The sequence below is a fragment of the Altererythrobacter sp. C41 genome (assembly GCF_016803135.1).
In the GTDB taxonomy this organism is placed as follows: domain Bacteria; phylum Pseudomonadota; class Alphaproteobacteria; order Sphingomonadales; family Sphingomonadaceae; genus Pelagerythrobacter.
Genome location: NZ_JAEVFE010000004.1, coordinates 151,283 through 175,801 on the forward strand (window position 1 = coordinate 151,283; position 24,519 = coordinate 175,801).

A 24,519-nucleotide genomic window follows, 5' to 3' on the forward strand; every position below is an offset into this window, starting at 1 on the left:
TGTATGCGGCATGGGAAAACTCGAACGCATCACTGTGACCATGCCTGAGGAAATGGCCGCCAGGCTGCGCGCGGCGGTGGATTCGGGTGCTTACGCCACCACCAGCGAGATCGTGCGCGAGGCCTTGCGTGACTGGAGCGACGATCAGGATCGTAAAGAAGCCGCAGTGGAGCGGCTTCGCGTGATGGTCGAAGAGGCAAGAGCCGGCCCGAGCTATCCTGCCGAGGAGGTTTTTGCCGAGATTCGTGCTCTGGTGGCTGAGCAGGCGGCTAAGTATCGAGCCGAAGGTCAGTGAGACGTTACGAGATTCGACAACACGCGTGCGGCGATCTGCGCGACATTGCCATCTATATCGGCCAGGAGGATCCCGATCGTGCCGAGGCCTTCGTCGGTGAACTCCTCGCGAAGATCGAATGGATCGCCGACAATCCCAAGCTCTATCGGCCGCGCTTCGAATGGGATCGCAACTTTCGGATTGCGCACCACGCGCGCTATTACATTCTCTACTATATCGAGGGTGACACCGTTGAAATCCTGCGCGTCGTCCATTCCTCGCGTGATCTCGCTGCATTGCTTGACGACCTAAAATGAAAGTCTCCGACGCCGTCGCTACCCGCCGCTCGATCCGTGCCTTCCTCGACAAGCCGGTCGACCGCGCCGTTCTGGAGCGCGTGCTGCAGAACGCGCAGCGTGCGCCGTCGGGCGGGAACACGCAGCCGTGGCACGGGCTCGTTCTCACGGGCGACCCGCTGCAGCGCTTGTTCGCACGGATCGCGGAGGAATTTCCCAAGGGCCGCGCGGCGCATGCACCGGAGTATCATATCTACCCGCCCGAGCTCGACGGCGCCTACGAACAGCGCCGGTTCGGCGTTGGCGAGGACATGTACGGCGCCCTGGGTGTCGCGCGGGAGGACAAGTCGCAGCGGCTTGCGTGGTTCGCCAACAACTTCCGCGGGTTCGGCGCACCGGTGCTGATGCTGGTCCACACGCCGAGGTACATGGGCCCGCCGCAGTGGTCCGACATCGGCATGTGGCTGCAGACGATTATGCTCCTCTTGCGCGAAGAGGGGCTCGACTCGTGCCCGCAGGAGGCGTGGGCGGTCTACTCCCCCCAGATCCGCGAGGTGGTCGAGATCCCGGAGGATCACACCTTCTTCTGCGGCCTCGCGATCGGCTGGCGCGACCCGGAAGCGCCGGTGAACAGCTTCCCCGTCGCCCGCGCGCCGCTCGACGAAGCGATCCGCTGGCAGGGGTGGGAATAGTCCCGTCATCCCGGCGCGAGCCGGGATCGCTCTCCCCCCGGCGCTCTATCGCAACCCGATCCCAGCTTGCGCTGGGATGACGCGTATTTATAGCCGGACTCCATGCCCGACTTGCCGCTGCGCCTGTTCAACAGCCTCACCCGCCAGCTCGAGACCTTCGAGCCCGTCCACCCCGGCGAGGCGCGGGTCTATTCCTGCGGGCCGACGGTCTACAACTACCCGCACATCGGCAACATGCGTGCGTACGTCTTCGCCGACGTGCTCGGCCGCACGCTGAGCTGGAAGGGCTACGCGCTCACCCATGTCATCAACATCACCGACGTCGGCCACCTGACCGACGATGCCGACGCGGGCGAGGACAAGCTGGAGAAGGCCGCGGCCGAGAAGGCCCAGTCGATCTGGGACATCGCCAAGCACTACACCGAGGCATACTGGGTCGACGTGAAGGCGCTCAACATCCGCCAGCCCGCCCACTGGTCGATCGCCACGGACTACGTCCCGCAGATGATCGCCTTCGCCGAATCGATTGCCGACAAGCATTGCTACGAACTCGACAGCGGCCTCTACTTCGACGTCTCCACGGTCGCCGACTACGGCCGCCTCGCCCGCGCGAAGACCGAGGACGGCGAAGGCCGGATCGAGGCGGTTGAAGGCAAACGCAACGCGGCCGACTTCGCCATCTGGCGCAAGACCCCGCCGGGCGAGACGCGCCAGATGGAATGGGACAGCCCCTGGGGCCCCGGCGCACCGGGCTGGCACCTCGAATGCTCGGTCATGGGCGAGGCACTGCTCGGCTTCCCGTTCGACATCCACACCGGCGGGATCGATCACCGCGAGATTCACCATCCGAACGAGATCGCCCAGAATCAGGCGCGTTGCTGCACCAACGGCCTCGACGATCCGCTCGCCAGCGGCGCCCGCATCTGGATGCACAACAACTTCCTGGTCGAACGATCGGGGAAGATGTCGAAAAGCGCCGGCGAATTCCTGCGCCTGCCGCTGCTGGTCGAGAAAGGCTACCACCCGCTCGCCTATCGCCTGATGTGCCTCCAGGCGCATTATCGCAGCGAGCTGGAGTTCTCGTGGGACGGCCTCGGTGCCGCGCTGACGCGTCTCAAGCGCATGGTGCTGGCCGCCGAGCGCTTCGCCGACGCGGAGGAAGGCGGCGATCCGCGCCATCCGCGTTTAGCGCCGTTCCTCGACCGGTTCGCCGCCGCGATGTCCGACGATCTCAACACGCCCCTCGCGCTGACCGCGTTCGAGGAAGCGCTGGCGGCGAAGAAGATCGACCCCGCTGCCCGGCGCGCCGCGATCGCGGAGATGGACTCGGTCCTGGGCCTCGGCCTGCTCGACCTCAGCCGCGCCGACCTCCGGCTGCGCCCGAAGGATGCCGAACTGGATGAGGACGACGTGGAAGACGCCCTCGAACGCCGCCGCGACGCCCGCGAAGCGCGCGACTTCTCGCGCTCCGACGCGATCCGCGAGGAACTTGCGGCGAAGGGTGTCGAGGTGATGGACGGCGACCCGCTGGGCTGGGAGTGGAAGCTATGACCGTCGCCGTTCTGTCCGGCCTGATCCGCCCGCTGGTGGAGGCGCAACTGCCGCCGGAGATCGCACCGCGCTGGTACACATCGATCGACGAACTCCACACGCTGGCGCCGGAGGCGGAGATCGGGTGGTTCGATCTCGACGCGAAGGCTCCGATGGCGGAGGCGGTGCGGCGAGGGGAGAAGCTGCGCTGGCTCAATTCGATCTACGCCGGGCTCGATTTCCTGCCGCTCGACCTGCTGCAGCAGCGCGGGGTGACGATCACCAACGGTGCCGGCATCAACGCAACCACCATCGCCGAATATGTGGTGATGGGCATGCTGACGATGGCCAAGGGCTATCGCGAGGTCGTCCGCGCGCAGGAGCGGCGCGAGTGGCTGCTGGATTCGCCCGGCAAGCGCGAACTGGCGGGCACCAGGGCGCTGCTGCTCGGCTACGGGGCGATCGGCAAGCTCATCAAACCGCGGCTGGAGGCATTCGAGGTCGAGGTCTCGGTCGTGCGCCGCTCGGGTGGTGAAGGCGCGCTGGGGCCGGATGAATGGCGCGCTCGCCTTGGCGAGTTCGACTGGGTGATCCTGGCCGTCCCCGCCACGCCCGAGACCGACGGCATGATCGGCGCAGAAGAACTCGCCGCGATGAAGGCCGACGCGGTCCTGGTGAACATCGCCCGCGGTGCGGTGGTCGATCAGGACGCGCTCGTCGCCGCGCTGGAGGACAAGCGCATCGGCGGCGCGTTCCTTGACGTCACGACGCCCGAGCCGCTGCCGGCCGAGCACAAGCTGTGGTCGCTCGACAACGCGCACATCACGATGCACCTCTCGGGCCGCGCGCAGGACAAGATGTTCATCCGCTCGGCCGAGCGCTTCCTCGCCAACTGCCGCCGCTACGTCGCCGGCGAGCCGCTCGAACCGATCTTCGATCCCGCGCGCGGATACTGAGCGCGGACCCATCGGCCGTCGCAGGGATTGATCGGGCAGGAGGATCCCATGCCCCAGCTCAAGGACACTTACCCGCTCTACCTCAACAACCGGGCGGCGCAGCCCAACACCGATCTCGAGGTGACGGACAAGTACACCGGCAAGGTCGCCTTTCGCACCGCGCTCGCCACGCCCGATGTGATCGAGGAAGCGATCGCCGGCGCCGTGCGTGCGGCCGAGCCGATGGCGCGCCTTGCGAGCTACGAGAAACAGGCCGTGCTCCAGCACTGCGTCGAGCGGTTTCGCGAGCGGTTCGACGAGCTCGCCTACGCCCTCTGCGTCGAGGCGGGCAAGCCGATCAACGATGCCGAGGGCGAGGTCACCCGGTTGATCGACACCTTCCGCATCGCCGCGGAGGAGGCGGTCAGGAACTACGGCGAGATCCAGCCGCTCGATATCTCGGCGCGGGCGAAGGGCTATATCGGCATGTGGAAGCGCGTGCCGATCGGGCCGTGCAGCTTCATCTCGCCGTTCAACTTCCCGCTCAACCTCGCCGCGCACAAGATCGCCCCGGCGATCGCGATGGGCTGCCCGTTCGTGATGAAACCCGCCAGCCTCACGCCGCTGGGCGCGCTCATCATCGGCGACGTGCTGGCCGAGTGCGATGTGCTGCCCGAAGGCGCGTTCTCGATCCTCCCCGCCCGGCGCGACGGGGCGGACCTGTTCACGACCGACGAACGGCTGAAACTGCTGAGCTTCACCGGCTCGGACGAGGTCGGCTGGGCGCTCAAGGCCAGGGCCGGCAAGAAGAAGGTCGTGCTCGAGCTCGGGGGCAACGCGGCGGTGATCGTCGACCGCGACGCCGACCTCGACCACGCGCTCGAACGCATCGTGTTCGGCGCGTTCTACCAGTCGGGTCAGAGCTGCATCGGCGTGCAGCGGATCCTGATCCACGAGAGCGTGTACGACCGGTTCAAGACGATGCTGGTCGAGAAGACTCGAACCCTCGTCGCCGGTGACCCGAAGGACCGCAAGACCTTCATCGGTCCGATGATCTCCGAGAAGGAGGCAAGCCGGCTCAAGGGCTGGATCGATGCTGCGGTCGAAGCGGGCGCCACCCTGCTGTGCGGCGGCGGGTGCGAGGGCAACATGCTCGAGGCCACGCTGCTCGAAGGCGTCCCCGAGAACTGCGACGCCAACCGGCAGGAGGCCTTCGGCCCGCTCGCCAACCTCTCCAGCTTCACCGACTTCGGCGAGGCGCTCGTCCGGGTCAACGACTCGCGCTTCGGCCTCCAGGCCGGGGTCTTCACTCGCGACATTCACCAGGTCCTCGAGGCCTGGGACCGGCTCGAGGTCGGCGGGGTGATCGTCAACGACGTCCCCAGCTACCGCGTCGACAACATGCCCTACGGTGGGGTCAGGGACTCCGGCCTCGGGCGCGAGGGCATCCGCTTCTCGATGGAGGACATGAGCGAGATCCGGAACCTCGTCATCCGGCGGGAGAGCACGGGTTAGCCCTCCGGCATGAACCACGCGGGCGGGAATCCAGCCCGGTTTGGGCGGCGGGGGATAGTGAATGATCATGCGTCCACCAGCAGCAGGAGCTCGCACTCGACCGTCATTTGCGGTTGAGGCAGCAGGGTGTGATCGACCCGGGTGACGGTCGCGTCGGCGACGAGCTGACCGGGTAGGGCGAATTCGTGTTCGGGCAGGGTGGCAACGAAGTGCTCGCCCGCTGCGACGGCATCGGGGCCGTCGAAGCGCAGCGTCACCCGGTGGCGGGCGCCTTCGAAGGTCACGCTCGCCCAAGCCTTCTCGCGGTGCGTCACCACCGCGGCCTTGTTGCGGCCGAGATCGAGCAGCGCCGCGCGCAGCCGGTCGGCCGTGGTGCGACGGGGCGGGAGGGGATCACGCGGCATGGGCAGTCTCCAGCGCGGCCTGGTAACCGGCCATGAAGGCACGGATGCGCGCCTCGGTGTCGGCGCGCGGTTCACGGCCGTTTCTCAGATCGAACACAAAGCGCGGGTCCTGCACCGCAAGGCGGCCGAACTTGGTCGCGGCGATGTCGTGCGCTCGGAGGAATTTCTCGATGGATCGGATCAGCATGGCTCTCCCCGACGGATGGTGATGGGCGACTCGGAACTATGTGTTCCCGATTCGTTCCACCTGAAATCCTACTTGTCTAGGAAAAATACATCGTCTATACGGGAAAAATGTTACAGGTATGGATCCCGTCATGACGGACGCGCGCCAGCGCCTGATCGAACTGGCCCGGGAGCGTGGGGCGAGCCTTGCCGGGCTGTCGCAGCTCATCGGTCGTAACCCCACGTATCTTCAGCAATTTGTCCGCAAGGGAAGCCCGCGGAAGCTGGAGGAGGAGGATCGGCGGACGCTTGCCGAGTTCTTCGGCGTCGCCGAATCGGAGCTTGGCGCACCGGCGGATAAATCCTATGCCGGTCCGCTGGTGGATTGGGTCGAGGTGCCGCGCCTTTCGCTCGACGCCTCCGCAGGGCCGGGGGCGCTCGGCGCGCAGGAAATTCCCTTCGACACCTTCCGTTTCTCGCCCCGCTGGCTGCGCGAAATGGGGCTCGAGGGTGCCGACCTTACCGCGATCCGGGTCGAGGGCGATTCGATGGAGCCGGACCTGCGCAGCGGCGACGAGATCTTCGTCGACCGCAACAAGCGCGGGCACGAGGGCATCCATGTGGTCCGCATCGGGGACGCGCTCCACGTCAAGCAGCTCCAGGTCAGCGCCCCGGGCCGCATCGCCCTCATCAGTCTGAACAAGGCCTACGCCCCGATCGACCTCGCCCGCGACGAAGTCGAGGTGATCGGCCGCGTGGTGTGGAAAGGCGGGCGGGTCTGAGCCTGCCCCGACCCCTTCCGCAAGCGGGAGGGGAACGAGGAATCGTAGCGATAGCGGAGATGACCGAAGGCCACCTGCCGAACCGTAGGTGAGGCTAGTCGCAGCGGGGTGGGCGCTTGCAACGTGCGGGTATCTTGGCCATCTCCCCACCATGACCGAAGCTCCCCAGCCCCCGATGCGCGCCGCGATCATGCCGGTGACCCCGCTGCAGCAGAACTGCTCGCTGATCTGGTGCACGAAGACGATGCGGGGCGCGCTGGTCGACCCCGGCGGCGATCTCGACAAGCTCAAGGCTGGCGTCGCCAAGGCGGGGGTGACGCTGGAAAAGCTGCTCGTCACCCACGGCCATCTCGACCACTGCGGGCAGGCCGGCGTGCTGGCCGAGGAACTCGGCCTGCCGATCGAGGGTCCGCACGAGGAGGACCGGTTCTGGATTTCGCGCCTCGACGACGACGGGCGCGAATGGGGCATGGCCGCGCGCAGCTTCGAGCCCGACCGCTGGCTGGAGGATGGCGACACGGTAACCGTCGGCGAGCTCACGCTCGAGGTCATCCATTGCCCCGGTCACACGCCCGGCCACGTCGTGTTCTTTCACCGTCCGAGCAAGTTCGCGATCGTCGGAGACGTGCTGTTCCAGGGCTCGATCGGCCGCACGGACTTCCCGCGCGGCAACCACCAGGACCTGATCGACGCGATCACCCGGAAGCTCTGGCCGCTCGGCGAGGACGTGACCTTCATCCCCGGCCACGGCCCGACCAGCACCTTCGGCCACGAGCGCAAGACCAACGCCTTCGTCAGCGACTACGCGCTGTCGTAGCGGCGATCGGAGCGTCTGCTCTCTCCCCTTCAGGGGAGAGATACGCAGGCTTGCGAGCTTGCTCGCTAGCCGGAGTTGAGAGGGGGATGAGGTAACTCGGGCCGGGAATGTCTCGCCACTTCCCTCTCCCAACCCTCTCACCTGAAGGGGAGAGGGCTATTCGTTTGAGCATGGTTGCCCTCAGATCACCCGCAGCACTGCGCCCACCGCCACGCCGGCGAGGAAGAGCTGCGTCGCCAGAGTTACCAGCGCTCCGATCATACGCCCGATCTGCGCCTTGCCGCCGTCCATTCCAAAGCCATGCGCCACCCGGCCCAGGATGAAGGCGCCGGCGACATAAGCCAGCCAGGTCTCGCCGATCCCGGCGATCTCCAGCGCTGCGATCAGGACCAGCACGATCGGCACGTTCTCCGCGAAGTTGAGCTGTGCCCGCATCCGGCGCTGCAGCGCTTCGTTCCCTCCGTCGCCCACGCTGATCCCGTGCGCGCGGCGCAGGGCGCCGACCCGCAGCGAGAGCCAGAGGTTGACGATCGCCGCAGCGGCGGCCGCAGTCAGTGTGACGGCAAGTATCATGCAGGTTTCCCTTTCCCCGAGAACGTCATGTGCTAGGGACAGGTCGCACGGCTTGCAACGGCGGAAATATGCGCTATAGGGCGCGCCTTCCCGCCATGGTCGGGTCCACTGCCAGGCGCGCACTTGTGCGTTGCCGGACCTTCGCCTAGAGCGGCGCGCAACACACGGATTTTACTGGAACAGGTGCCGCAATGGCTGTCCCCAAGAGAAAAGTATCGCCCCATCGCCGCGGCAACCGCCGTGCGCACGATTCGCTGAAGGTCGAGGCATTCCACGAATGCTCGAACTGCGGCGAGCTGAAGCGTCCGCACAACCTCTGCACGCACTGCGGGCACTACAACGGCCGCGAAGTCATCGCCGTCGGCCTCTGACGGCCGAAGTTCGGAGAGCGCTATGAGTTTGCCGCGTATCGCCGTCGACGCGATGGGCGGCGATGAAGGCGTGCGCGTGATGGTCGAAGGTGCCGCGCTCGCGCGCCGGCGCCACGACCAGTTCAAGTTCCTCCTCGTTGGCGACGAGAAGCGGATCGCCGCCGCGCTCGACACGCACCCGGGCATGCGCGGCGCGTCCGAGATCCTCCATTGCGAGGATGTCGTCGGCGGCGACGAGAAGCCGACCCAGGCCCTCCGCCGGGCCAAGACCACCTCGATGGGCCTCGCGGTCAACGCCGTGAAGCAGGGCGAAGCCGGCGCCGCGGTCAGCGCGGGCAACACCGGCGCGCTGATGGCGATGAGCAAGCTCGCGCTGCGCACGCTGCCCGGCATCGACCGCCCGGCGCTCGCCGCGCTCATGCCCACGCTCGGCGACAACGACGTCATCATGCTCGACCTCGGCGCCAATACCGAGGCGGATGCGCGCAACCTCGTGCAGTTCGCGATCATGGGCGCCGCCTATTCGCGCATCGTCACGGGTCTGGCCGAACCGCGCGTGCGGCTGCTCAATATCGGCACCGAAGAGACCAAGGGCACCGACGCCCTGCGCGTCGCGGCGGCCCAGCTTCAGACCGCGACCGGCCTCGCACTCTCGTTCGACGGCTTCGTCGAAAGTGACAAGATCAACCGCGGCGAAGTCGACGTGGTCGTCACCGACGGCTTTTCCGGCAACATCGCATTGAAGGCGATCGAGGGTGCGGCGCGCTTCGTCACCGACCTGCTGCGCAATGCCTTCACCAGTTCGCTGCGCTCCAAGATCGGGTTCCTCGTCTCGCGTCCGGCGACCGAGCTGCTGCGCCACCATCTCGATCCGAACAACCACAACGGCGCGGTCTTTCTCGGCCTCAACGGCGTGGTGGTGAAGAGCCACGGCAGCGCCAGCGCAGCCGGGGTCGCCAACGCGGTCGCCGTCGCCGCGCGCCTGCTGGAGGAAGACCTGACCCACCGGATCAGCGCCGATCTCGCCGCGCTCGGCGAAGCGCGCCTGCGCGTCACCAATGGCAACGGAGGGGCGAAATGATCCGCTCGGTCGTCCGCGGCAGCGGCTCGGCGCTTCCGCGCCGCGTGGTCACCAATGCCGAGCTCGCGGAGCGCGTCGATACCAGCGACGAGTGGATCGTCGAGCGCACCGGCATCCGCCAGCGCTATATCGCCGAGGACGACGAAACGACCTCCTCGCTCGCCATCGATGCTTCGCGCAAGGCGCTCGAGGCCGCGGGGCTCGAGGCGAAGGACATCGACCTGATCGTGCTGGCGACCGCCACGCCCGATCAGACGTTCCCCGCCACCGCCACCCTCGTCCAGCACGCGCTGGGCTGCAACGGCGGTATCGCGTTCGACGTGGCGGCCGTCTGCTCTGGGTTCCTCTACGCGCTCGCGAGCGCCGATTCGATGCTGCGCACCGGTATGGCGAAGCGCGCGCTGGTGATCGGCTCGGAGACGTTCAGCCGGATTCTCGACTGGGAGGACCGCACCACCTGCGTGCTGTTCGGCGACGGGGCCGGGGCGATCGTGCTCGAGGTGCAGGACGTTGCCGAGGACGGGCCGGGCGTGCTTGCCAGCAAGCTCCACGCCGACGGCGCGCATAACGAGCTGCTCTATGTCGACGGCGGCCCCTCGACCACGCAGACGGTCGGCAAGCTGCGCATGAAGGGCCGCGAGGTGTTCCGCCACGCGGTGGTCAATCTCGCCGCAGTGCTGGAGGAGACCCTCGCCGAGGCCGGGTTCACGCCCGACGACATCGACTGGGTCGTGCCGCACCAGGCCAACGCCCGCATCCTCGACGCGACCGCGCGCAAGCTCGGGCTGCCGGCAGAGAAGGTGATCGTGACGGTCGATCGGCATGCGAACACTTCGGCCGCCTCGGTGCCGCTGGCGTTTGACGCCGGCGTGCGCGACGGGCGAATCAAGCCGGGCGACCTGGTGATGTTCGAGGCGATGGGCGGCGGCTTCACCTGGGGCGCGAGCCTCGTGCGGCTGTGACCGGGCAGACATTGCGGAGCCGGGCGACAATCGTTAAGGTCCGGACACTTATCCTAAGTCGGGTCGCGATTGAGGAGAAAGGCGCATGATGCGTTCTGTGGGCACGCTGACTCGCGCGGATCTTGCGGAAACCATCAACCGCAAGATGGGTCTGTCGCGGGCGGAGTCGCTCGATATGGTCGAGGCGATCCTCGCGCATATGTGCGGGGCGATGGCCGACGGCCAGAATGTGAAGATCTCCGGGTTCGGCAGCTTCGTGCTGCGCGACAAGAAGGAACGCGTCGGCCGCAATCCCAAGACCGGCGTCGAAGTGCCGATCACGCCGCGCCGCGTGATCACCTTCCGCGCCAGCCAGCTCCTCAAGGACCGGATCGCGAGAGGCTGAGACGATGGTGACCGAATTCGACGATGGCAAGGAGCAGGGCGCCCTGAGAACCATCGGCGAGGTCAGCCAGGCGCTCGGCATCAAGCCGCACGTGCTGCGATACTGGGAGCAGCAGTTCCCGATGCTCCAGCCACTGAAGCGCAGCGGCGGCCGCCGCTATTACCGCGCGGGCGATATCGCGCTGGTCGAACGCATCGACCGGCTGGTCAACCGCGAAGGCTACACCCTGAAAGGCGCCCTGGCGGCGTTGAAGGGGGGCGAGGCATCAGCGAAGCCTGAATCTCCGCCGCAGAACGCCGGCGGGGCCGACGTTCCCGCCGACGTGCTCCCTCGCCTCAAAGCCATCCGCGAGAAACTGGCAAACGCGCTCGCGGCCTGAGGGGCGGGCGCCCAGCCCCCGTCGTCATCCCAGCGAAAGCTGGGATCTGGTGCAGCACCGTCCGACCTGGTGGAGGGCGATCCCAGCTTTCGCTGGGATGACGGGAGTCGATGGGTGGGGCTGTGAAGCGACGGAGGGCCCGCCCGAAGATCGGGCGCCAGCAAGAGGATCGGCCACCCACATCCCCTCCTCGTCATCCCCGCGGAGGCGGGGATCCAGCTAAGCTGTCCTTCTGGTCTGCTACATCAGCTAGGCCTCTGCCTTCGCAGGGGCGACGGCTGGGTAAGTGATCGCTGAGGAGGATCTACTCTGCCGCCAGCAATTCTTCCGCGCCGCCGAGGTCCACGCTGACCAGGCGGCTCACACCCTTCTCGATCATGGTCACGCCGAACAGGCGGTGCATGCGGCTCATGGTCACCGCGTTGTGGGTGACGATCAGGTAGCGGGTGGCGGTTTCCTTCACCATCGCGTCGAGCAGGTCGCAGAAGCGGTCGATGTTGGCGTCGTCGAGCGGCGCGTCGACCTCGTCGAGCACGCAGATCGGGGCGGGGTTGGTCAGGAACAGCGCGAAGATCAGCGCGATCGCAGTCAGCGCCTGCTCGCCTCCGGAAAGCAGGGTGAGCGACTGCAACCGCTTGCCCGGCGGCTGGGCGTAGATCTCGAGGCCCGCCTCCAGAGGATCGTCGCTGTCGACCAGCGCGAGGTGCGCCTGCCCGCCCTCGAACAGCCGGGTGAACAAGCGGCGGAAGTGGGTGTCGACCTGCTCGAACGCGGCGCGCAGCCGCTCGCGGCCCTCGCGGTTGAGATTGCCGATCGAGCCGCGCAGGCGATTGACCGCTTCGGCCAGTTCGGCCTGCTCGGCGGCGCTGTTGCCGTGTTCGTCCTCGATCCGCGCGAGTTCGTCGGCGGCGACGAGGTTGACCGGCCCAATCCGCTCGCGACTGGCGACGAGGCGGTCCATTTCCTCCGATTCCGCCGCGGAATCCGCAACAGCGTCCTCATCGAACTCGAACCGCCCGGCGAGCAGCGGCGGCGGGCACTGGAAACGTTCACCCGATATGCGGGCCATCTCGCCGCGCCGGGCTTCCTCGTTCTCCGCGCGTGCGGCAAGACCGGCACGGGTCTCGCGTGCGGTGGCAAGCGCCTCGTTGGTTTCGGCGAAGGCGCGGTCGGCGGCGTCGGAGGCGCTCTGCGCCCCGGCGACCGCCGCCTCCGCTTCGGCGAGCGCCGTTCCGAGCCGTTCGCGCACCGCATCGCCCTGCTCGATCTCGCGCATCAGCCCCTCGGGCTTGGCTGCGACGACCGCGCGCTCCTCGGCGATCTCCTCGAACCGCCGCTCCATGCCGGAAAGACGCTGCGCCGCCTCACCCGAACGGGCCTGCCAGTTGGCCATATCGCTGCGCTGCGCCGCCGCCCGCTCGCGCGCCACGGCGAGTCCCTGGTCGTGCGCGGCGAGCTCGGCCGCGGCGGCCTGCTGCGCCGATTTCGCCGCCTCGTTCTTCGCCTGGGCGGCTTCCAGCGTGGCGCGGCCGGTGGCGGGGTCGGGGAGCGCGGCCTTGCGCTCCTTCGCGGCATTCACCTCCGCTTCGGCCTGCGTGCGCTGCTCGGCCAGTTCCCCTGCCGCTTCGTCGAGCTCGGCGAGACGCGCCGCGAGCCGCTCGCGCGCCGCTTCGGCCTGATCGAGGGTGCGCAGGGCCTGCCGCTCGGTGTCGCTCGCCGCGGCGATTCCGCGTTCGGCGGCAACCAGCGCGCGCTGGAGCTCCGCCAGTTCCTCCTGCGCCGCCGCCTGCGCGGCCTCGGCGGTTTCGACTGCCGAACGCAGTGCGGGCAGTTCGCCCTCGAGCTCGGCGAAACGGTTCTCCGCCTCCAGCCGCGCCGCTTCCGCCGCACCTTCGCCGCGCGCGACGAAGCCGTCCCACCGCCGCAAGTGGCCGCCGGTCGTCACCAGCCATTCGCCGGGGCCGAGCGCGCGCCCGTCATCGGCTTCCGCGACGTGCACCAGCGCGAGCCGTGCAGCGAGTTCGGGCGGACAATCGGGCACATGCGCGGCGAGGCTGTCCGGCACCGGCGCGGGCGCCGCCCCGCCTGTCCAGAACCGCCCGTCGCCGTCGGCCGCGCCCAGCGGCGCCTTGGCATCGCGCCCGAGAACCGCCGCCAGCGCGCGTTCGTAGCCTTTCGCCGCGCGCACCTTGTCGAGCGCCGCGGGCCGCCCCTTGCGGCCGGCCATCTGCCGCTCGCGCGCCTCGCGGTCGCGCTTGAGCGCGCTCCATTCGCGCTCGACGCCCGCAAGCTCGGCGCGCGCGGAGGCGAGGGCGCTCGCCGCCTCGTCCCGCGCGGCCTGGAGCGCATCCTTGCGGGCGCGCTCGCTCTCCAGCTCCTCGCGCAGCCGCCCCAGTTCGCGCGCCGCGTCCTCGGCGGCGGCCTTGGCCTCGGCGACGGCGATATCGGGATCGCCCGCCTCCGACAGCGCGCGGCGGGTTTCCTCCTGCCGCCGCGCCTCGCCGTCCAGCCGCGCGAGCCGTGCCTCGGCCTGTTCGATCGCGGCTTCGGCCACGCGCCATTCGGCTTCGACCCCGGCGTGATCCGCGGTCGCCTTGGCCAGCGCCAGTTCGGCGGCGCGGCCGGCGCGCTCGCTGTTCTCCAGCCGGGAGACGAGGGCGGGGCGCTGCGCCTCGTCCTCGGCCAGCGCCTTCGCGTTTGCCTCCAGCTCCTTCTCCAGACGCGCGAGCGCCTCGGCGGCGTCGCGGGTCAGCCGGTCGGCCTCGCTGCGGTCCTCCTCCAGCCGCGCCTTCTGGCGGTCGAGATCGGACAACCGTTGCTCGGCCGCTTCGAGCTGGCTGGTCAGCGCCGCCATCCGGTGGCCGTGCGCGCTCGAATCGTCGCGCCGGTCGGCAAGTTCGTCGCGCGCCTCCGCCAGCGCCTTTGCGGCTTCATGCTGCGCCTTCTGCGCCGCATCCGCCGCGTCCTTGGACGCTGCGACCCGCTCCTCGGCCGCCTTGGCCTCGGCGCGTGCCGCCTCCGCGGCCGCCGCAGCGTCACGCCAGCGCGCGAACAGCAGCCGCGCCTCGGCCACGCGGATCTCGTCGGACAGCTTGGTATAGCGCTCGGCCTGCTTGGCTTGCCGCCGCAGCGAGGCGATCTGCGAGTCGAGCCCCGCCATCAGGTCTTCCAGCCGCGCGAGATTGGCTTCGGTCTGCCGCAGCTTGCTCTCGGCATCGCGCCGGCGGACGTGGAGACCGGCGATGCCCGCCGCTTCCTCCAGCATCTGGCGCCGCTCGGTCGGCTTGGCGGCGATCACCTGCGCGATCTTGCCCTGGCTGACGAGCGCCGGGCTATGCGCGCCGGTTGCGGCATCGGCGAACGTGAGCGAGACGTCCTTCGCCCGCACGTCGCGTCCGTTGAGGCGGTAGGCGCTGCCCGCCCCGCGCTCGATCCGGCGCAGAACTTCCAGCTCGCCCCCGTCGTCGGCCTCGGCCTGGAGCACCACTTCGGCGAAGTCGCGCGGCGGGCGACTGGCGGTGCCGGCGAAGATCACGTCCTCCATCCCGCCCGAACGCATGGACTTGGGCGAGTTCTCGCCCATGACCCAGCGGATCGCTTCGAGCAAGTTGGACTTGCCGCAGCCGTTGGGGCCGACCACCCCGGTCAGGCCGGGCTCGATGCTCAGGGTCGCAGGCTCGACGAAGCTCTTGAAACCGCTGAGCTTGAGCCGCCTGATCTGCATCGCCGCTTGCCGAGCCCCCCTCCCGCTCGGCGCCCTATCTGGCGCCGGCGGCCTGGAGCATCGGCTCCAGTGTCGACCAGCTCTGCGTGCCGACGTTGCGGCCGTTGATGAAGAACGTCGGCGTGCCGGTGACGTTCAGTTCGGTCGACTGGGTCTCCGAATTGGTCGCGATCGTCTCCATCGCCTTGGGATCGGCGAGACACTGGCGCGCTTGATCGCGGCTGAGCCCGCGCGCGGCGAAGAAGTCGTAGAAGCCGGCGACGTCGGCGAAGGCGGCGAAACGCTGCTCGGGCGGAAGCGACATGGCCTGCTCCACGGCGGCCTGGTTGTCGAACACTGGCTGGAGCACGCCCTGGAGGTTGGCCCAGATCTGCTCCGACAGCGGATGGTAGGCTTCCTTCGCGCCGCAGCGCACGAGCCGCGCGAGCACGAGGTCGTGCGGCCCGTGGATCTGGTTGCGCAGCTCGTAGCTGACCACGCCGGTGCTGATGTACTTCTCTTTCAGCGGTTCGATCCCTTCCTGCGCGAAGGCGGCGCAGGCCGGGCAGGTGAGCGAGGCGTATTCCATCAGCTTGATCGGCGCGTCGGGATTGCCGAGAAGATAACCGTCGGCCTCCGTCACCTGCACCATGTCGAGCCACTGGGTTCCCGCAGGCGCCTCGACCGGATCGACCGGGTCGCCGGCGGGTGCCTCACCTTCGGCGGCGGGTTCCGAACCGCATGCGGCGAGGCCGAGCGCGAGGGGCGCGGCGAGGGAGGCAAGGGCGATCTGGCGAAGCGACATCATGGCAGGTCCTGTCCTTTGCGGAATTGGTCGAGGCTATACGATGGGGCGCGGGGGGTGAAGCGCAGGAGGGGCCTTTCCACAGCTTGTCGCCGGAGGAAACCCCCGAAGAGTGTTCGGGAGGTGAGCCTGGTGGGGCGGGAACGCGTGGCGGGACCGGAGCTCGCAACCTTAAAGGTCGTTACCCTGAACTCGTTTCAGGGCCCATTCCTCCTCCCGCGTTGACGATTCTGGGAGGCGGAATGGGTGCTGAAACAAGTTCAGCATGACGGGAGTGGGGGGCGCGTCGCCGCCTCTAGAAACGCGCGGCAAGCTGGGGGGAGAGCATCGACCAGTCGTGCGTGCCGGCCAGGGTCACGCCGTTCAGCACGAAGCTGGGCGTGCCGGTGATGTGGTGTTTCTCGCTCGCGGCCTGGCTGCTCGCGATCAGCGTGCGGGCCTGGGCATCGCTGGCGAGGCACTTGTCGATCTCGACCCGGCTATATCCGCGGCTTTCCATCAGGCGGTAGAAGCCGAGGTCGGACGCGATCGCGCGGCGGCGCGCGGCCTGGCTGCCGCTTTCCCACCGCGCGCGCTGGGCGGCGGTCGCGTCGGCATAGCGGCCGAGCCACTTGTCCTGCTCGGTCATGAACAGCGTGTGGTTGCGCAGGAATTTCGACGGTGCGCCGCAGCTCGTCAGCATCGTCGCGACGAGATCGGCCGAATTGCGGATCATCGGCTGGATCTGCAGCTCGATCCGCCCCGGGCCGACATAGGCGAGCTGCAGCGGCGCCTCGCCCTCGGTGGTGAAGTGCGCGCAGTGCGGGCAGGTGTAGCTGACGAAGGCGATCAGCTCGACCTTGGCATCGGGGTTGCCGATGCGGTGCGCGCCGTCGGCCTCGACCACGGTGGTGTTCCAGTTGCCCGAATTGCCGAGCGTAACGGCCGCCGCGATGGCGAGCGCCCCGGCTTTCGCGAAACGCGCCAGTGTCATTGCCCCTGTCCCTCCTTCGTTCCCAGGCTGCGCGCGAGCGATTCGAGCACCGTGCGCAGTTCCGGATCGCCGATGTCGCGCAAGCTGTCGCCCAGTTCCATCGGGATCGGCTTGAGCGACGGCGGCGCCTTGGCGCGCTCTTCTGCACGCGGCGGCTTAACCTCGCCTTGCCGCAGCTTGACCCGCGCGACCGCCTTGTAGCCGAAGAAGCGGTTCACCCGCTCGATGATCTCGGGGATCACATGCTGGATGAGCGGCGCGTGCGCGGGCACGACGACGAGTTGCAGGATGCCCTCGCTCTTTTCGCCCGGCGGGAAGCGGATCGCCTCCGGCGCGCAGACCCGCGCGTGATGCTCGCCGACGATCTCGGGCCAGCGGGTGACGACGCTCGACTGAACGAAGCCGAAGCGGCGGAAGGCGGTGCGGCCGATCTGCGGCATCAGGTCGGCGATCTGGCGCGCGGGACCGCCGCGCGGGCGCTCGTACTCGCGCGCAGCGGGGCGCCTGGCGGCGCGTTTCGGTTTCGGCGGTGTGTCCCGTTCCATTGCCCGAGAGGCCATGCCATAGGCCGCGCGTGACCGCCAGCGGGGAGAATGTCGCGAGCCTGCTGCTCGCCTGGTACGACGCCCACGCGCGCGACCTGCCGTGGCGCGTGCGCCCCGGCGATCCGGCGCCCGATCCGTACCGCGTCTGGCTGTCGGAAGTCATGCTGCAGCAGACCACCGTCGCGGCGGTGAAACCCTACTTCGCCGCGTTCACGAACCGCTGGCCGACCGTCGGGGCGCTCGCCGCCGCGCCGGAGGAGGAAGTCATGGCCGCCTGGGCGGGCCTCGGATATTATTCGCGGGCGCGCAATCTGGTGAAGTGCGCGCGGGCCGTCGGGGAACGGGGCGGGTTTCCCGATAGCGAGACCGAACTGCGAAAGCTGCCGGGGCTGGGCGACTACACCGCCGCCGCGGTCGCTGCGATCGCCTTCGGGCGGCGCGCCGTCGTAGTCGATGCCAATGTCGAGCGTGTGGTCGCGCGGCTGTTCGCGATCGCGGAGCCGCTACCTGGCGCGCGCAAGGCGATCCGCGCTGCGGCGGATGCGATCACGCCTCGGCAGCGCGCCGGCGATTTCGCGCAGGCCATGATGGACCTAGGCGCGACGATCTGCACCGCGCGCGATCCGCGGTGCCTGCTGTGTCCGCTCTCGGCTGGATGCGAAGCGCGCAGGAGCGGTGATCCCGCGTGCTTTCCGGTCAAGGCGCCGAAGAAAGCCAAGCCGCAGCGTGTCGGCACTGTCTGGTGGATCGCCCGGGAGGGCCGCGTGTGGCTCGTCCGCCGGCCCGGCAGCGGCATGCTCGGCGGCATGCGCGCGCTGCCCGACGACGGCTGGTCGGCAAGGAACGATGGGTGCGGCGAGCCGCCGCTTGCGGGGGAGTGGCGCGAGGCGGGCGCGGTGCGCCACGGTTTCACCCACTTCGACCTCGACCTGCGGGTTATGGTGCTGGCCGATAGGGCAGCGCCGTCGGGTGAGGGAGAGTGGTGGCCGATCGAGGAGCTGGAAAGCGCCGGCCTGCCGACCCTGTTCGCCAAGGCGGCGCGCAGGGCGCTGGCCGACTGATCCTCCCCGTTTTCGCGTAGCGCAAACGGGGAGGGGGACCGCGAGACGCGAAGCGGCTCGTGGTGGAGGGGTTTTTGCGTGACGATGCCCCTCCGTCAGCCGCCTGCGGCGTCTGCCACCTCCCCATTTGTGCTGCGCAAAAATGGGGAGGATCGTGGATCAGATAAACCCGCCGCCCAGCATCAGCCGGACGACCGCGATCGCGAACACGATCAGGCAGAAGTTGCGCCCGCCGTTCGAGGACGACAGCGCGCCGAGGCCGATGCCGATCACCGCCACGGGCAGTGCGAACCAGTTGCCCCAGCCGAGGAAAGGGATGGTCGAAGGGATCACGATCACCAGCGCGACGATCCCGGCGAGGATGGAAAGCAGGTTGAGCATGTGTTCTATATGGTTAACACAGCGCGGCCGCGCAAGGGCAATTGACCGTTCATCGCCGATGCCCCAAACCCGCGACGCATTGCAAAAGAGGACCGTTCGCATGGGATCGAGGACGATGGAGGGAGCGGCCATCTCGCGCCGCGTGCTGCTGCGGGGCGGTGCGCTTCTCGGGGCAGGCGCCGCGCTCGGGACCCTGCCGCTGGGCCGCGCGGCGCTGGCGCATGCGGGGCACTGGCCGTCGGTCGCCGCGCTCGCCGAGCGCTACGTCGGCACCCGCAAGGTCGCCAACATGGTCGCCGCGCTCGGCTGGGGACAGCGCGCGCCGGACGTGATCGCCCACGGCACGCTCGCGATCGGGCAGGCTGTGCCTGCGGGGATCGACAGCCTCTACCGTATCTATTCGATGACCAAGCCGATCACCGGCATGGCGACCATGCTGCTGATCGAGGACGACAAGCTCGAACTCGACCAGCCGCTCGCCGAGATCCTGCCCGCGTTCGCGGACATGCAGGTGCAGAAGACCTACGACGGCTCGATCACCGATCTCGAGCCGGCGGAGCGGCCGATCACGATCCGCCACCTGCTCACGCACACCGCCGGGCTCGGCTACTCGATCATCCAGAAGGGGCCGATCAGGGTTGCCTACGAGCGCGCCGGCGTGGTGCCGGGGCAGGTGACACGGCTGCCGCTGGGCGAGATGTTCGGCCGCGGCACGCCCGCACCGAGCCTTAAGGTTTTTGCCGACAACCTCGCGAAGCTGCCGTTGGTCGCGCAGCCAGGGACGCGCTGGAGCTATTCGGTCGCACTCGACCTGCTCGGCCGCGTGATCGAAGTCGTCTCGGGCCGGCCCTTCGACGCTTTCCTGAAGGAGCGACTGTTCGACCCGCTCGGGATGACGAGCACCTGGTTCCAGGTGCCGGCGAGCGAAGTCGGCCGCCTGACGACGAACTACGGCTTGCTCGACGGCAGGCCGCTGCCGCTCGATCCCGCGCGCGCCTCGGTCTACCTCGGTCCGCCCGCGTTCCCGTTCGGCGGTGCCGGGCTCGTCAGCAGTCCGCGCGACTACGACCGCTTCCTGCGAATGCTGGTCGGGTACGGCGAATTCGAAGGGAAGCGGGTGATGAGCGAGGCCGCGGTGCGCCTCGGAACCTCGAACCTCCTGCCCGAAGGCGTCAGCACCGCCGGCACGCTGGCGGCCGGGGCCGGCTTCGGCGCGGGCGGCCGTGTCGGACTGGGTGAGCAGGCGGGTACTTACGGCTGGGGCGGCGCAGCGGGCACGATCGCGTTTGCGGACCTCAAGCGCGGCCTTCGCGCCGGCCTGTTCACGCAGTACATGCCGGCCGACGCCCTGCCGATCCAGAGCGAGTTCCCGCTCGCCGTCGCTGCCGACCTCAAGGCGATGGCATCGGCCGGATGACCGCAAGACCGCTGGCCTTTACCGGTTGCCGTATCGAGCGGGCGGACCACGTCCGTGCCGATCCGGAGGCGCTCGCCGGCCACATGACCTGGCGCGCGCGGCTGCTCGCGCTCGAGGGCATGACGCCGGCGGTGGACCAGGACGGACGGCTCACATGGGGGACGCTCGCCGACGCGGCCGAGGATGCGGAGCTCGTGTTCCTCGGCCTTCACGAAGGGCGCGGCTGCTTCGCGGCTGTCCCGGCGCAAGGCGACGCCGCGCCGCGCATGGCGAACCCCCAGCTCTGGTCGCTGATGGCGACGCTCGCGCCGGAGGAACTGGCGCTTTACGGCGGCGCGCGCAGCCTGATCGACTGGCACGCCCGGCACCGCTTCTGCGCCACTTGCGGCGGGCAGACGAAGCTCGCCAAGGGCGGCTGGCAGCGCAACTGCGAAAGCTGCGGCGCGCAGCACTTCCCGCGCACCGACCCGGTCACGATCATGCTGGTGGAGCACGAGGGCCGGCTGATGCTCGGCCGGGGCCTCGGCTGGCCGGAAGGGCGCTTTTCCGCGCTCGCCGGGTTCGTCGAGCCGGGCGAGAGCATCGAGGAGGCGGTGGCGCGCGAAGTGTTCGAGGAATCGGGCGTGCGCGTGCGCGACGTGACTTACGTCGCCAGCCAGCCGTGGCCGTTTCCGAGCCAGCTTATGATCGGCTGTCACTCGCACACCGACGACGACAAGCTGACGATAGACGCGACCGAAATGGCTGAAGTCCGCTGGTTCACGCACGAGGACGTGGCGGCGGCACTCGCCGGCTCCGACGAAGCCTCCTTCACCGCGCCGCCGCCGCACGCGATCGCGCATCATCTGATCCACTGGTGGCTCGAGCAATGACGCGCCTGTCGATCGACATCTGGTCCGACGTCATGTGCCCCTGGTGCCTGATCGGCTGGGGCCAGCTCTCGCGCGCGCTGGCCCAGCTGGAGGGAGAGATCGGCGCCGAAGTCCGCTGGCGCCCGTTCGAGCTCAATCCCGATATGCCGACCGAGGGCGAGGACCAGCAGGCACACCTCCGCCGCAAGTACGGGCGCAGCGAAGCCGAGATGCGCGACACGCGCGAGCGGATGCGGGCGATCGCCCAGGAGGCGGGCGTCTCGCTCGACTACGCGGGCGAGGACGAAGCGCCCCCGGCGATGATGTGGAATACGTTCGAGGCGCACAGGCTCCTGGCCTGGGTGCTCGACGGCGAAGGGCCGGCGAAGCAGACTGAGCTCAAGCTCGCGCTGTTCCGCGCGCACTTCAACGAACGGCGGCGGATCGGCGAGCGGCCGGTGCTGCTCGACGTGGCGGAGGAATGCGGGCTGAGCCGCGCGGCGGCCGAGGCCGCGCTAGAAGACGAGCCACTCGCGGCGAGGGTCCGGGCCGAGCAGCGGCAGGCGCTGGACATGAACATCACCGGCGTCCCGGCGATGGTGGTCGAAGGGCGCTTCCTGATCCCCGGAGCCCAGCAGCCGGAAACCTACGTGGCGGCGCTCCGGCGGGTCGCGGAGCGATTACAGGGTTGAACCACGCATCAATCGATATTCAATCCAGAACAGCCGCAAATAACTTTCGGCCAAAAGAGGACCCCGTCCCACTTCCTTGTCATTCCCGCGCACGCGGGAATCCACGGTGGAACATCGCTCCTTGGATCCCCGCTTTCGCGGGGATGACGAAGAATTAGGTGGTCCATCAGGCGAGCGAGGCCGCAGACCGCCTCTCCGCGTATCCGGTGTTAGCCCACCGACACGCGTCAAATTTCCAATGGGTCCTAGCCCTGCCGCCCCTTCTTGATCGCGTCCATCGTCTTGCGGCCCTTGGCCTCGTCCTGCTCCGGATTGTCGGAGCCGACCGCGCGCTCGCGATCTTCGGGGTCGGTCGCGCGATTGAGTTCGGCGCGCTTGCCGACGTCGCGATTGACTTCGCCGCCCGATGAACTCGACTGCGGCGGGGTCGGCTCGTCCGTCAGCTCGTCGATCAGGTCGTTGTCGGGGTGGCGCGATTTGCGTTCCGTCATCGAAGTTCTCCTCGTCCGACCAACGGGTGAGATCGCGCCCGCGTTCCGCAAACCGTCCTACGTCTGCCGCACGTAGGCGAGGAAGTCCTCCACCTGACCGCGCAGCGTTTCCGCCTGCCGGTGCAGCTCGTCAGCGGAGCTCAGGACCTGCTCGGCCGACTGATCCGTGGTCCGGACCATGCCGCGCACCCGGTCGATGCTGACGCGCACGCGGTTCGTGCCGTTCGCCGCGAGATCGAGGCTCTGCGCCAGCTCGCGGCTGGCGACGCCCTGCTCGTCGACCGCGTCCGCGATCGTGCGGGCGTTGTTTTCCACGTTGCGCACGTGCTCGCCGATACCCCGCAGGGCGAGGATGTTGGCGTGACTGGCGCGCTGGACGGCCGCGATCTGGCCCTCGATTTCCCCGGTCGATTCGCGGGTCCGCTTGGCAAGCTCCTTGATCTCATTGGCGACCACCGCGAAGCCGGCACCGACCTGGCCGGCGCGGCTCGCCTCGATCGTGGCGTTGAGTGCGAGGATATTGGTCTGCTCGGCGATCGCGTCGATCAGGCTCACGATCTCGCCGATCTGCGTCGCTGCGCCGGCCAGCTCGCCGGTGGTCGCGTCGATTGCTTCGACCGAGGCAAGCGAGTGGCGCGCGCGTTCGGCGGAACTCGCGGCCTGATCGCCGATCTCGCGCACCGAGGATGCGAACTGATCGCCGGTCGCGGCGGCCATGGCGACGCCGCGGTTGGTCTCGTCCATCGAACCGGCGACCTGGTCCACGTGCGCCGCGGCCTGCTCGGCGGACTGTGCCATTTCCCCGGCGGTCGTCTGGAGCTGCTTGGACGCGGCGCCGATCCCGCCGACGACTTCGCCGACGGTCTGCTCGAAGCGCATCGCGAGGTCGTGCAGCACGGCCGCCTGACGGTCGCGCGCGGCAAGCTTCTCTTCCGAGCGGCGCGCGGCATCCTCCTGCAGCTTGGCGAGCTCGCGGGCACTCCGCCGGAACACCGTGAGCGCGCGCGCCATCTCCCCGATCTCGTCGCTCCGGGCGGTGCCGGGAATGGTGGCCGACTGGTCGCCGGCAGCGAGGGCGGTCATCGATGCGGTGATCTCACGGATCGCCGCCGCGACCTGCCGCACCATAAAGCCCGCGCCGATCAGGGCGAGCACGACACAGCCGGCGATCAGGCCGACGATCACGGCCGAGAGAGTGCGGTTGAGATCCGCCAGATCGGCGCGCGCATCGCGCGTACGCGCGGCGAGCGTGGTCTCGACTTCCCGCGCCTGCCCGGCCAGCAGTTCGCCGCTGACGTCGATTGCGTCGGCGAGCGCGATTGCGCTGGGGGAGGGGCCGTAGGCCGCAATCGAGCTTTCGAGCGCGTCGAGCTCGGCTTCGAAACCGTCCACCTGCACGTCAAGCCAGGCGATCGCCTCCATGCTCTCGGGATCGATGTCGGCGGCGCCGTCGCGCGTTTCGGCGAGGCGCTGGCGCGCGCTGGCGAGCGTGTCGCGCGCGCGGGCGATCTCGCGCGGATCGCCGGTGACGGCATAGCGCGACGAGTAGTAGCGGCTCTCGGCGATCGCGGTCGTCAGTTCGGATGCGGCGAGAGATCCGCCGGCGAAGACCGAGGCCTCGTCGTTGCGGGCGGTCAACTGATAGAAGGCCGCGCCCAGCACCACGCCGAGCGCCAGCAGCAGGGCGACGAAGAACAGCGCGAACAGGCGGATACGGCCGGCGATCGTGCCGGCCAGGCGAACCCACAGCCTGCGCGGACCGCCGGGAAAGGGTATGCGGCTTCGGCCTGCGTCCGCAGGCCAGCGACCGGTGGTTTCGAGCAAGCTGACGTCCCCCTGTGCGACCGGCCGATGCGGCCGGAGCGGGGCGGATGGACGCGGAACTTTTCGGCAGTGTGACGCCGGCGTTAACTAATCGGTCAGACCAGCCCGAGCCGGATCAGCCGGTTCATCATCTTGCCGGGCAGCACGTCACCCGCTTCCTCACCCTCGGGGAGGTCGCGCGGCGCGTCGGAGTCGGCGAGGTAGCGCCAGCCCTGATGCGCGCGTTTCGGGCGCGGTTCGACGCGGATCAGTTTGGGCGCGAGGCGGATCGTCCAGCGCCCGTCGTCGCGTTTCTCGAAACCGAGGATCTCGCTGCGCGCGACCAGGGTGTGGTCCATGATCCAGAACAGCGAGCCGCCGACCATCTCTTCGTGCCGCTTGGGGAAATAGCGCGTGCTCATATGCGCTTCGGGCCCGCGCTCGACCCATGCGCGCAGCGAATCGAGGTTCCGCGTTTCATAGGCGATCTTAGTCATGTGAAGCGGCATGAGTGTCGAGATAAGGCTTATCGCCGTTCGCGCAACCGGCCCCTCCTCTTCAGAGGAGCGGCGGCGAGACTTGGCGGCGCGGAGCGGCGCCTAGTCGCAGCGGCGTGGTGCTAGTGGCGGAGCCCGA

28 protein-coding genes are annotated in these 24,519 nt (G+C 68.8%); 17 read left to right on the forward strand and 11 right to left on the reverse strand.

Features of this window, described 5'->3' with window-relative positions; all coding sequences use genetic code 11:
* Positions 1-10 precede the first annotated feature (10 nt).
* From JNO53_RS09325 to JNO53_RS09350, 6 genes are all read left to right on the forward strand, one after another.
* The gene (locus JNO53_RS09325; protein ID WP_203110071.1) at positions 11-295 is read left to right on the forward strand and encodes a ribbon-helix-helix domain-containing protein; all 285 of its coding nucleotides are present in this window, start codon (positions 11-13) and stop codon (positions 293-295) included.
* The gene (locus JNO53_RS09330; RefSeq protein ID WP_203110073.1) at positions 292-591 is read left to right on the forward strand and encodes a type II toxin-antitoxin system RelE/ParE family toxin; all 300 of its coding nucleotides are present in this window, start codon (positions 292-294) and stop codon (positions 589-591) included. Before JNO53_RS09325 ends, JNO53_RS09330 begins: the two co-directional genes overlap by 4 nt.
* Positions 588-1,262: a nitroreductase gene (locus JNO53_RS09335; protein WP_203110074.1), complete on the forward strand. Its 675-nt coding sequence runs from the start codon at positions 588-590 to the stop codon at positions 1,260-1,262. The genes JNO53_RS09330 and JNO53_RS09335 overlap by 4 nt, the downstream gene beginning before the upstream one ends.
* Before the next feature lie 102 nt (positions 1,263-1,364).
* Positions 1,365-2,813 carry a cysteine--tRNA ligase gene (gene cysS, locus JNO53_RS09340; protein ID WP_203110076.1) on the forward strand — a complete coding sequence of 483 codons (1,449 nt, stop codon included), beginning with the start codon at positions 1,365-1,367 and terminating at the stop codon, positions 2,811-2,813.
* Positions 2,810-3,748, forward strand: coding sequence for a D-2-hydroxyacid dehydrogenase (locus JNO53_RS09345; RefSeq protein WP_203110078.1), 939 nt, complete (start codon positions 2,810-2,812; stop codon positions 3,746-3,748). The genes cysS and JNO53_RS09345 overlap by 4 nt, the downstream gene beginning before the upstream one ends.
* A gap of 48 nt (positions 3,749-3,796) precedes the next feature.
* On the forward strand, positions 3,797-5,242 hold the full coding sequence (locus tag JNO53_RS09350) for an aldehyde dehydrogenase family protein (protein WP_203110081.1): 1,446 nt from the start codon (positions 3,797-3,799) through the stop codon (positions 5,240-5,242).
* Between the two features lie 65 nt (positions 5,243-5,307).
* Here the strand turns inward: JNO53_RS09350 and JNO53_RS09355 are convergent, their stop codons facing one another.
* Positions 5,308-5,646 (reverse strand): hypothetical protein, encoded by a 339-nt coding sequence (locus JNO53_RS09355; RefSeq protein WP_203110083.1) that lies wholly within the window; start codon positions 5,644-5,646, stop codon positions 5,308-5,310.
* The gene (locus JNO53_RS09360; protein WP_203110085.1) at positions 5,636-5,833 is read right to left on the reverse strand and encodes a hypothetical protein; all 198 of its coding nucleotides are present in this window, start codon (positions 5,831-5,833) and stop codon (positions 5,636-5,638) included. Before JNO53_RS09360 ends, JNO53_RS09355 begins: the two co-directional genes overlap by 11 nt.
* A gap of 130 nt (positions 5,834-5,963) precedes the next feature.
* Here JNO53_RS09360 and JNO53_RS09365 point away from each other — a divergent pair, with 130 nt between their 5' ends.
* Positions 5,964-6,593, forward strand: coding sequence for a S24 family peptidase (locus JNO53_RS09365; RefSeq protein WP_238401789.1), 630 nt, complete (start codon positions 5,964-5,966; stop codon positions 6,591-6,593).
* Positions 6,594-6,768: 175 nt separating this feature from the next.
* Positions 6,769-7,410, forward strand: coding sequence for an MBL fold metallo-hydrolase (locus JNO53_RS09370; protein ID WP_203110491.1), 642 nt, complete (start codon positions 6,769-6,771; stop codon positions 7,408-7,410).
* 180 nt (positions 7,411-7,590) lie between these two features.
* On the opposite strand, the gene JNO53_RS09375 is transcribed toward JNO53_RS09370, so the two are convergent.
* On the reverse strand, positions 7,591-7,983 hold the full coding sequence (locus tag JNO53_RS09375) for an MAPEG family protein (protein WP_203110089.1): 393 nt from the start codon (positions 7,981-7,983) through the stop codon (positions 7,591-7,593).
* Between the two features lie 191 nt (positions 7,984-8,174).
* On the opposite strand from JNO53_RS09375, the gene rpmF reads away from it, so the two are divergent.
* The 5 genes from rpmF to JNO53_RS09400 all read left to right on the forward strand — a co-directional run bounded on the left by rpmF (position 8,175) and on the right by JNO53_RS09400 (position 11,161).
* Positions 8,175-8,354, forward strand: coding sequence for a 50S ribosomal protein L32 (gene rpmF, locus JNO53_RS09380; protein WP_203110091.1), 180 nt, complete (start codon positions 8,175-8,177; stop codon positions 8,352-8,354).
* Between the two features lie 22 nt (positions 8,355-8,376).
* The gene (plsX, locus tag JNO53_RS09385; RefSeq protein WP_203110093.1) at positions 8,377-9,435 is read left to right on the forward strand and encodes a phosphate acyltransferase PlsX; all 1,059 of its coding nucleotides are present in this window, start codon (positions 8,377-8,379) and stop codon (positions 9,433-9,435) included.
* Positions 9,432-10,397, forward strand: coding sequence for a beta-ketoacyl-ACP synthase III (locus tag JNO53_RS09390; RefSeq protein ID WP_203110095.1), 966 nt, complete (start codon positions 9,432-9,434; stop codon positions 10,395-10,397). The genes plsX and JNO53_RS09390 overlap by 4 nt, the downstream gene beginning before the upstream one ends.
* 85 nt (positions 10,398-10,482) lie before the next feature.
* Positions 10,483-10,782, forward strand: coding sequence for an integration host factor subunit alpha (locus tag JNO53_RS09395; protein ID WP_191984681.1), 300 nt, complete (start codon positions 10,483-10,485; stop codon positions 10,780-10,782).
* A gap of 4 nt (positions 10,783-10,786) precedes the next feature.
* Positions 10,787-11,161 (forward strand): MerR family transcriptional regulator, encoded by a 375-nt coding sequence (locus JNO53_RS09400; protein WP_203110097.1) that lies wholly within the window; start codon positions 10,787-10,789, stop codon positions 11,159-11,161.
* A gap of 304 nt (positions 11,162-11,465) precedes the next feature.
* Here the strand turns inward: JNO53_RS09400 and JNO53_RS09405 are convergent, their stop codons facing one another.
* The 4 genes from JNO53_RS09405 to JNO53_RS09420 all read right to left on the reverse strand — a co-directional run bounded on the left by JNO53_RS09405 (position 11,466) and on the right by JNO53_RS09420 (position 17,187).
* Positions 11,466-14,885 carry a chromosome segregation SMC family protein gene (locus tag JNO53_RS09405; RefSeq protein WP_203110099.1) on the reverse strand — a complete coding sequence of 1,140 codons (3,420 nt, stop codon included), beginning with the start codon at positions 14,883-14,885 and terminating at the stop codon, positions 11,466-11,468.
* 34 nt (positions 14,886-14,919) lie between these two features.
* Complete coding sequence (locus tag JNO53_RS09410; RefSeq protein WP_238401790.1) at positions 14,920-15,672, reverse strand: thioredoxin domain-containing protein; 753 nt, start codon at positions 15,670-15,672, stop codon at positions 14,920-14,922.
* 292 nt (positions 15,673-15,964) lie between these two features.
* Positions 15,965-16,642, reverse strand: a complete 678-nt coding sequence (locus JNO53_RS09415) for a thioredoxin domain-containing protein (RefSeq protein WP_203110101.1) — start codon at positions 16,640-16,642, stop codon at positions 15,965-15,967.
* Entirely contained in the window at positions 16,639-17,187 is a 549-nt protein-coding gene (locus JNO53_RS09420) for a DUF721 domain-containing protein (protein WP_203110108.1), read from the reverse strand. Before JNO53_RS09420 ends, JNO53_RS09415 begins: the two co-directional genes overlap by 4 nt.
* Before the next feature lie 29 nt (positions 17,188-17,216).
* On the opposite strand from JNO53_RS09420, the gene JNO53_RS09425 reads away from it, so the two are divergent.
* The gene (locus tag JNO53_RS09425) at positions 17,217-18,248 is read left to right on the forward strand and encodes an NUDIX domain-containing protein (protein WP_203110110.1); all 1,032 of its coding nucleotides are present in this window, start codon (positions 17,217-17,219) and stop codon (positions 18,246-18,248) included.
* A 159-nt stretch (positions 18,249-18,407) separates the two neighbouring features.
* On the opposite strand, the gene JNO53_RS09430 is transcribed toward JNO53_RS09425, so the two are convergent.
* Entirely contained in the window at positions 18,408-18,629 is a 222-nt protein-coding gene (locus JNO53_RS09430) for a hypothetical protein (RefSeq protein WP_203110112.1), read from the reverse strand.
* A gap of 100 nt (positions 18,630-18,729) precedes the next feature.
* On the opposite strand from JNO53_RS09430, the gene JNO53_RS09435 reads away from it, so the two are divergent.
* From JNO53_RS09435 to JNO53_RS09445, 3 genes are read left to right on the forward strand one after another with little or no spacing between them, the layout of a single operon-like run.
* Positions 18,730-20,046 (forward strand): serine hydrolase domain-containing protein, encoded by a 1,317-nt coding sequence (locus JNO53_RS09435; RefSeq protein ID WP_238401791.1) that lies wholly within the window; start codon positions 18,730-18,732, stop codon positions 20,044-20,046.
* The gene (nudC, locus tag JNO53_RS09440; RefSeq protein ID WP_203110120.1) at positions 20,043-20,918 is read left to right on the forward strand and encodes an NAD(+) diphosphatase; all 876 of its coding nucleotides are present in this window, start codon (positions 20,043-20,045) and stop codon (positions 20,916-20,918) included. Before JNO53_RS09435 ends, nudC begins: the two co-directional genes overlap by 4 nt.
* Complete coding sequence (locus tag JNO53_RS09445) at positions 20,915-21,589, forward strand: DsbA family oxidoreductase (RefSeq protein ID WP_203110126.1); 675 nt, start codon at positions 20,915-20,917, stop codon at positions 21,587-21,589. Before nudC ends, JNO53_RS09445 begins: the two co-directional genes overlap by 4 nt.
* A gap of 245 nt (positions 21,590-21,834) precedes the next feature.
* Here the strand turns inward: JNO53_RS09445 and JNO53_RS09450 are convergent, their stop codons facing one another.
* The 3 genes from JNO53_RS09450 to JNO53_RS09460 form a co-directional block, all read right to left on the reverse strand.
* A complete protein-coding gene (locus JNO53_RS09450; protein ID WP_203110128.1) occupies positions 21,835-22,080 on the reverse strand; it encodes a hypothetical protein in 246 nt (81 codons plus the stop codon).
* Between the two features lie 57 nt (positions 22,081-22,137).
* On the reverse strand, positions 22,138-23,904 hold the full coding sequence (locus JNO53_RS09455; protein ID WP_203110140.1) for a methyl-accepting chemotaxis protein: 1,767 nt from the start codon (positions 23,902-23,904) through the stop codon (positions 22,138-22,140).
* Positions 23,905-23,999: 95 nt separating this feature from the next.
* Positions 24,000-24,392: a DUF1489 family protein gene (locus JNO53_RS09460; RefSeq protein ID WP_203110142.1), complete on the reverse strand. Its 393-nt coding sequence runs from the start codon at positions 24,390-24,392 to the stop codon at positions 24,000-24,002.
* Between the last annotated feature and the right edge of the window lie 127 nt (positions 24,393-24,519).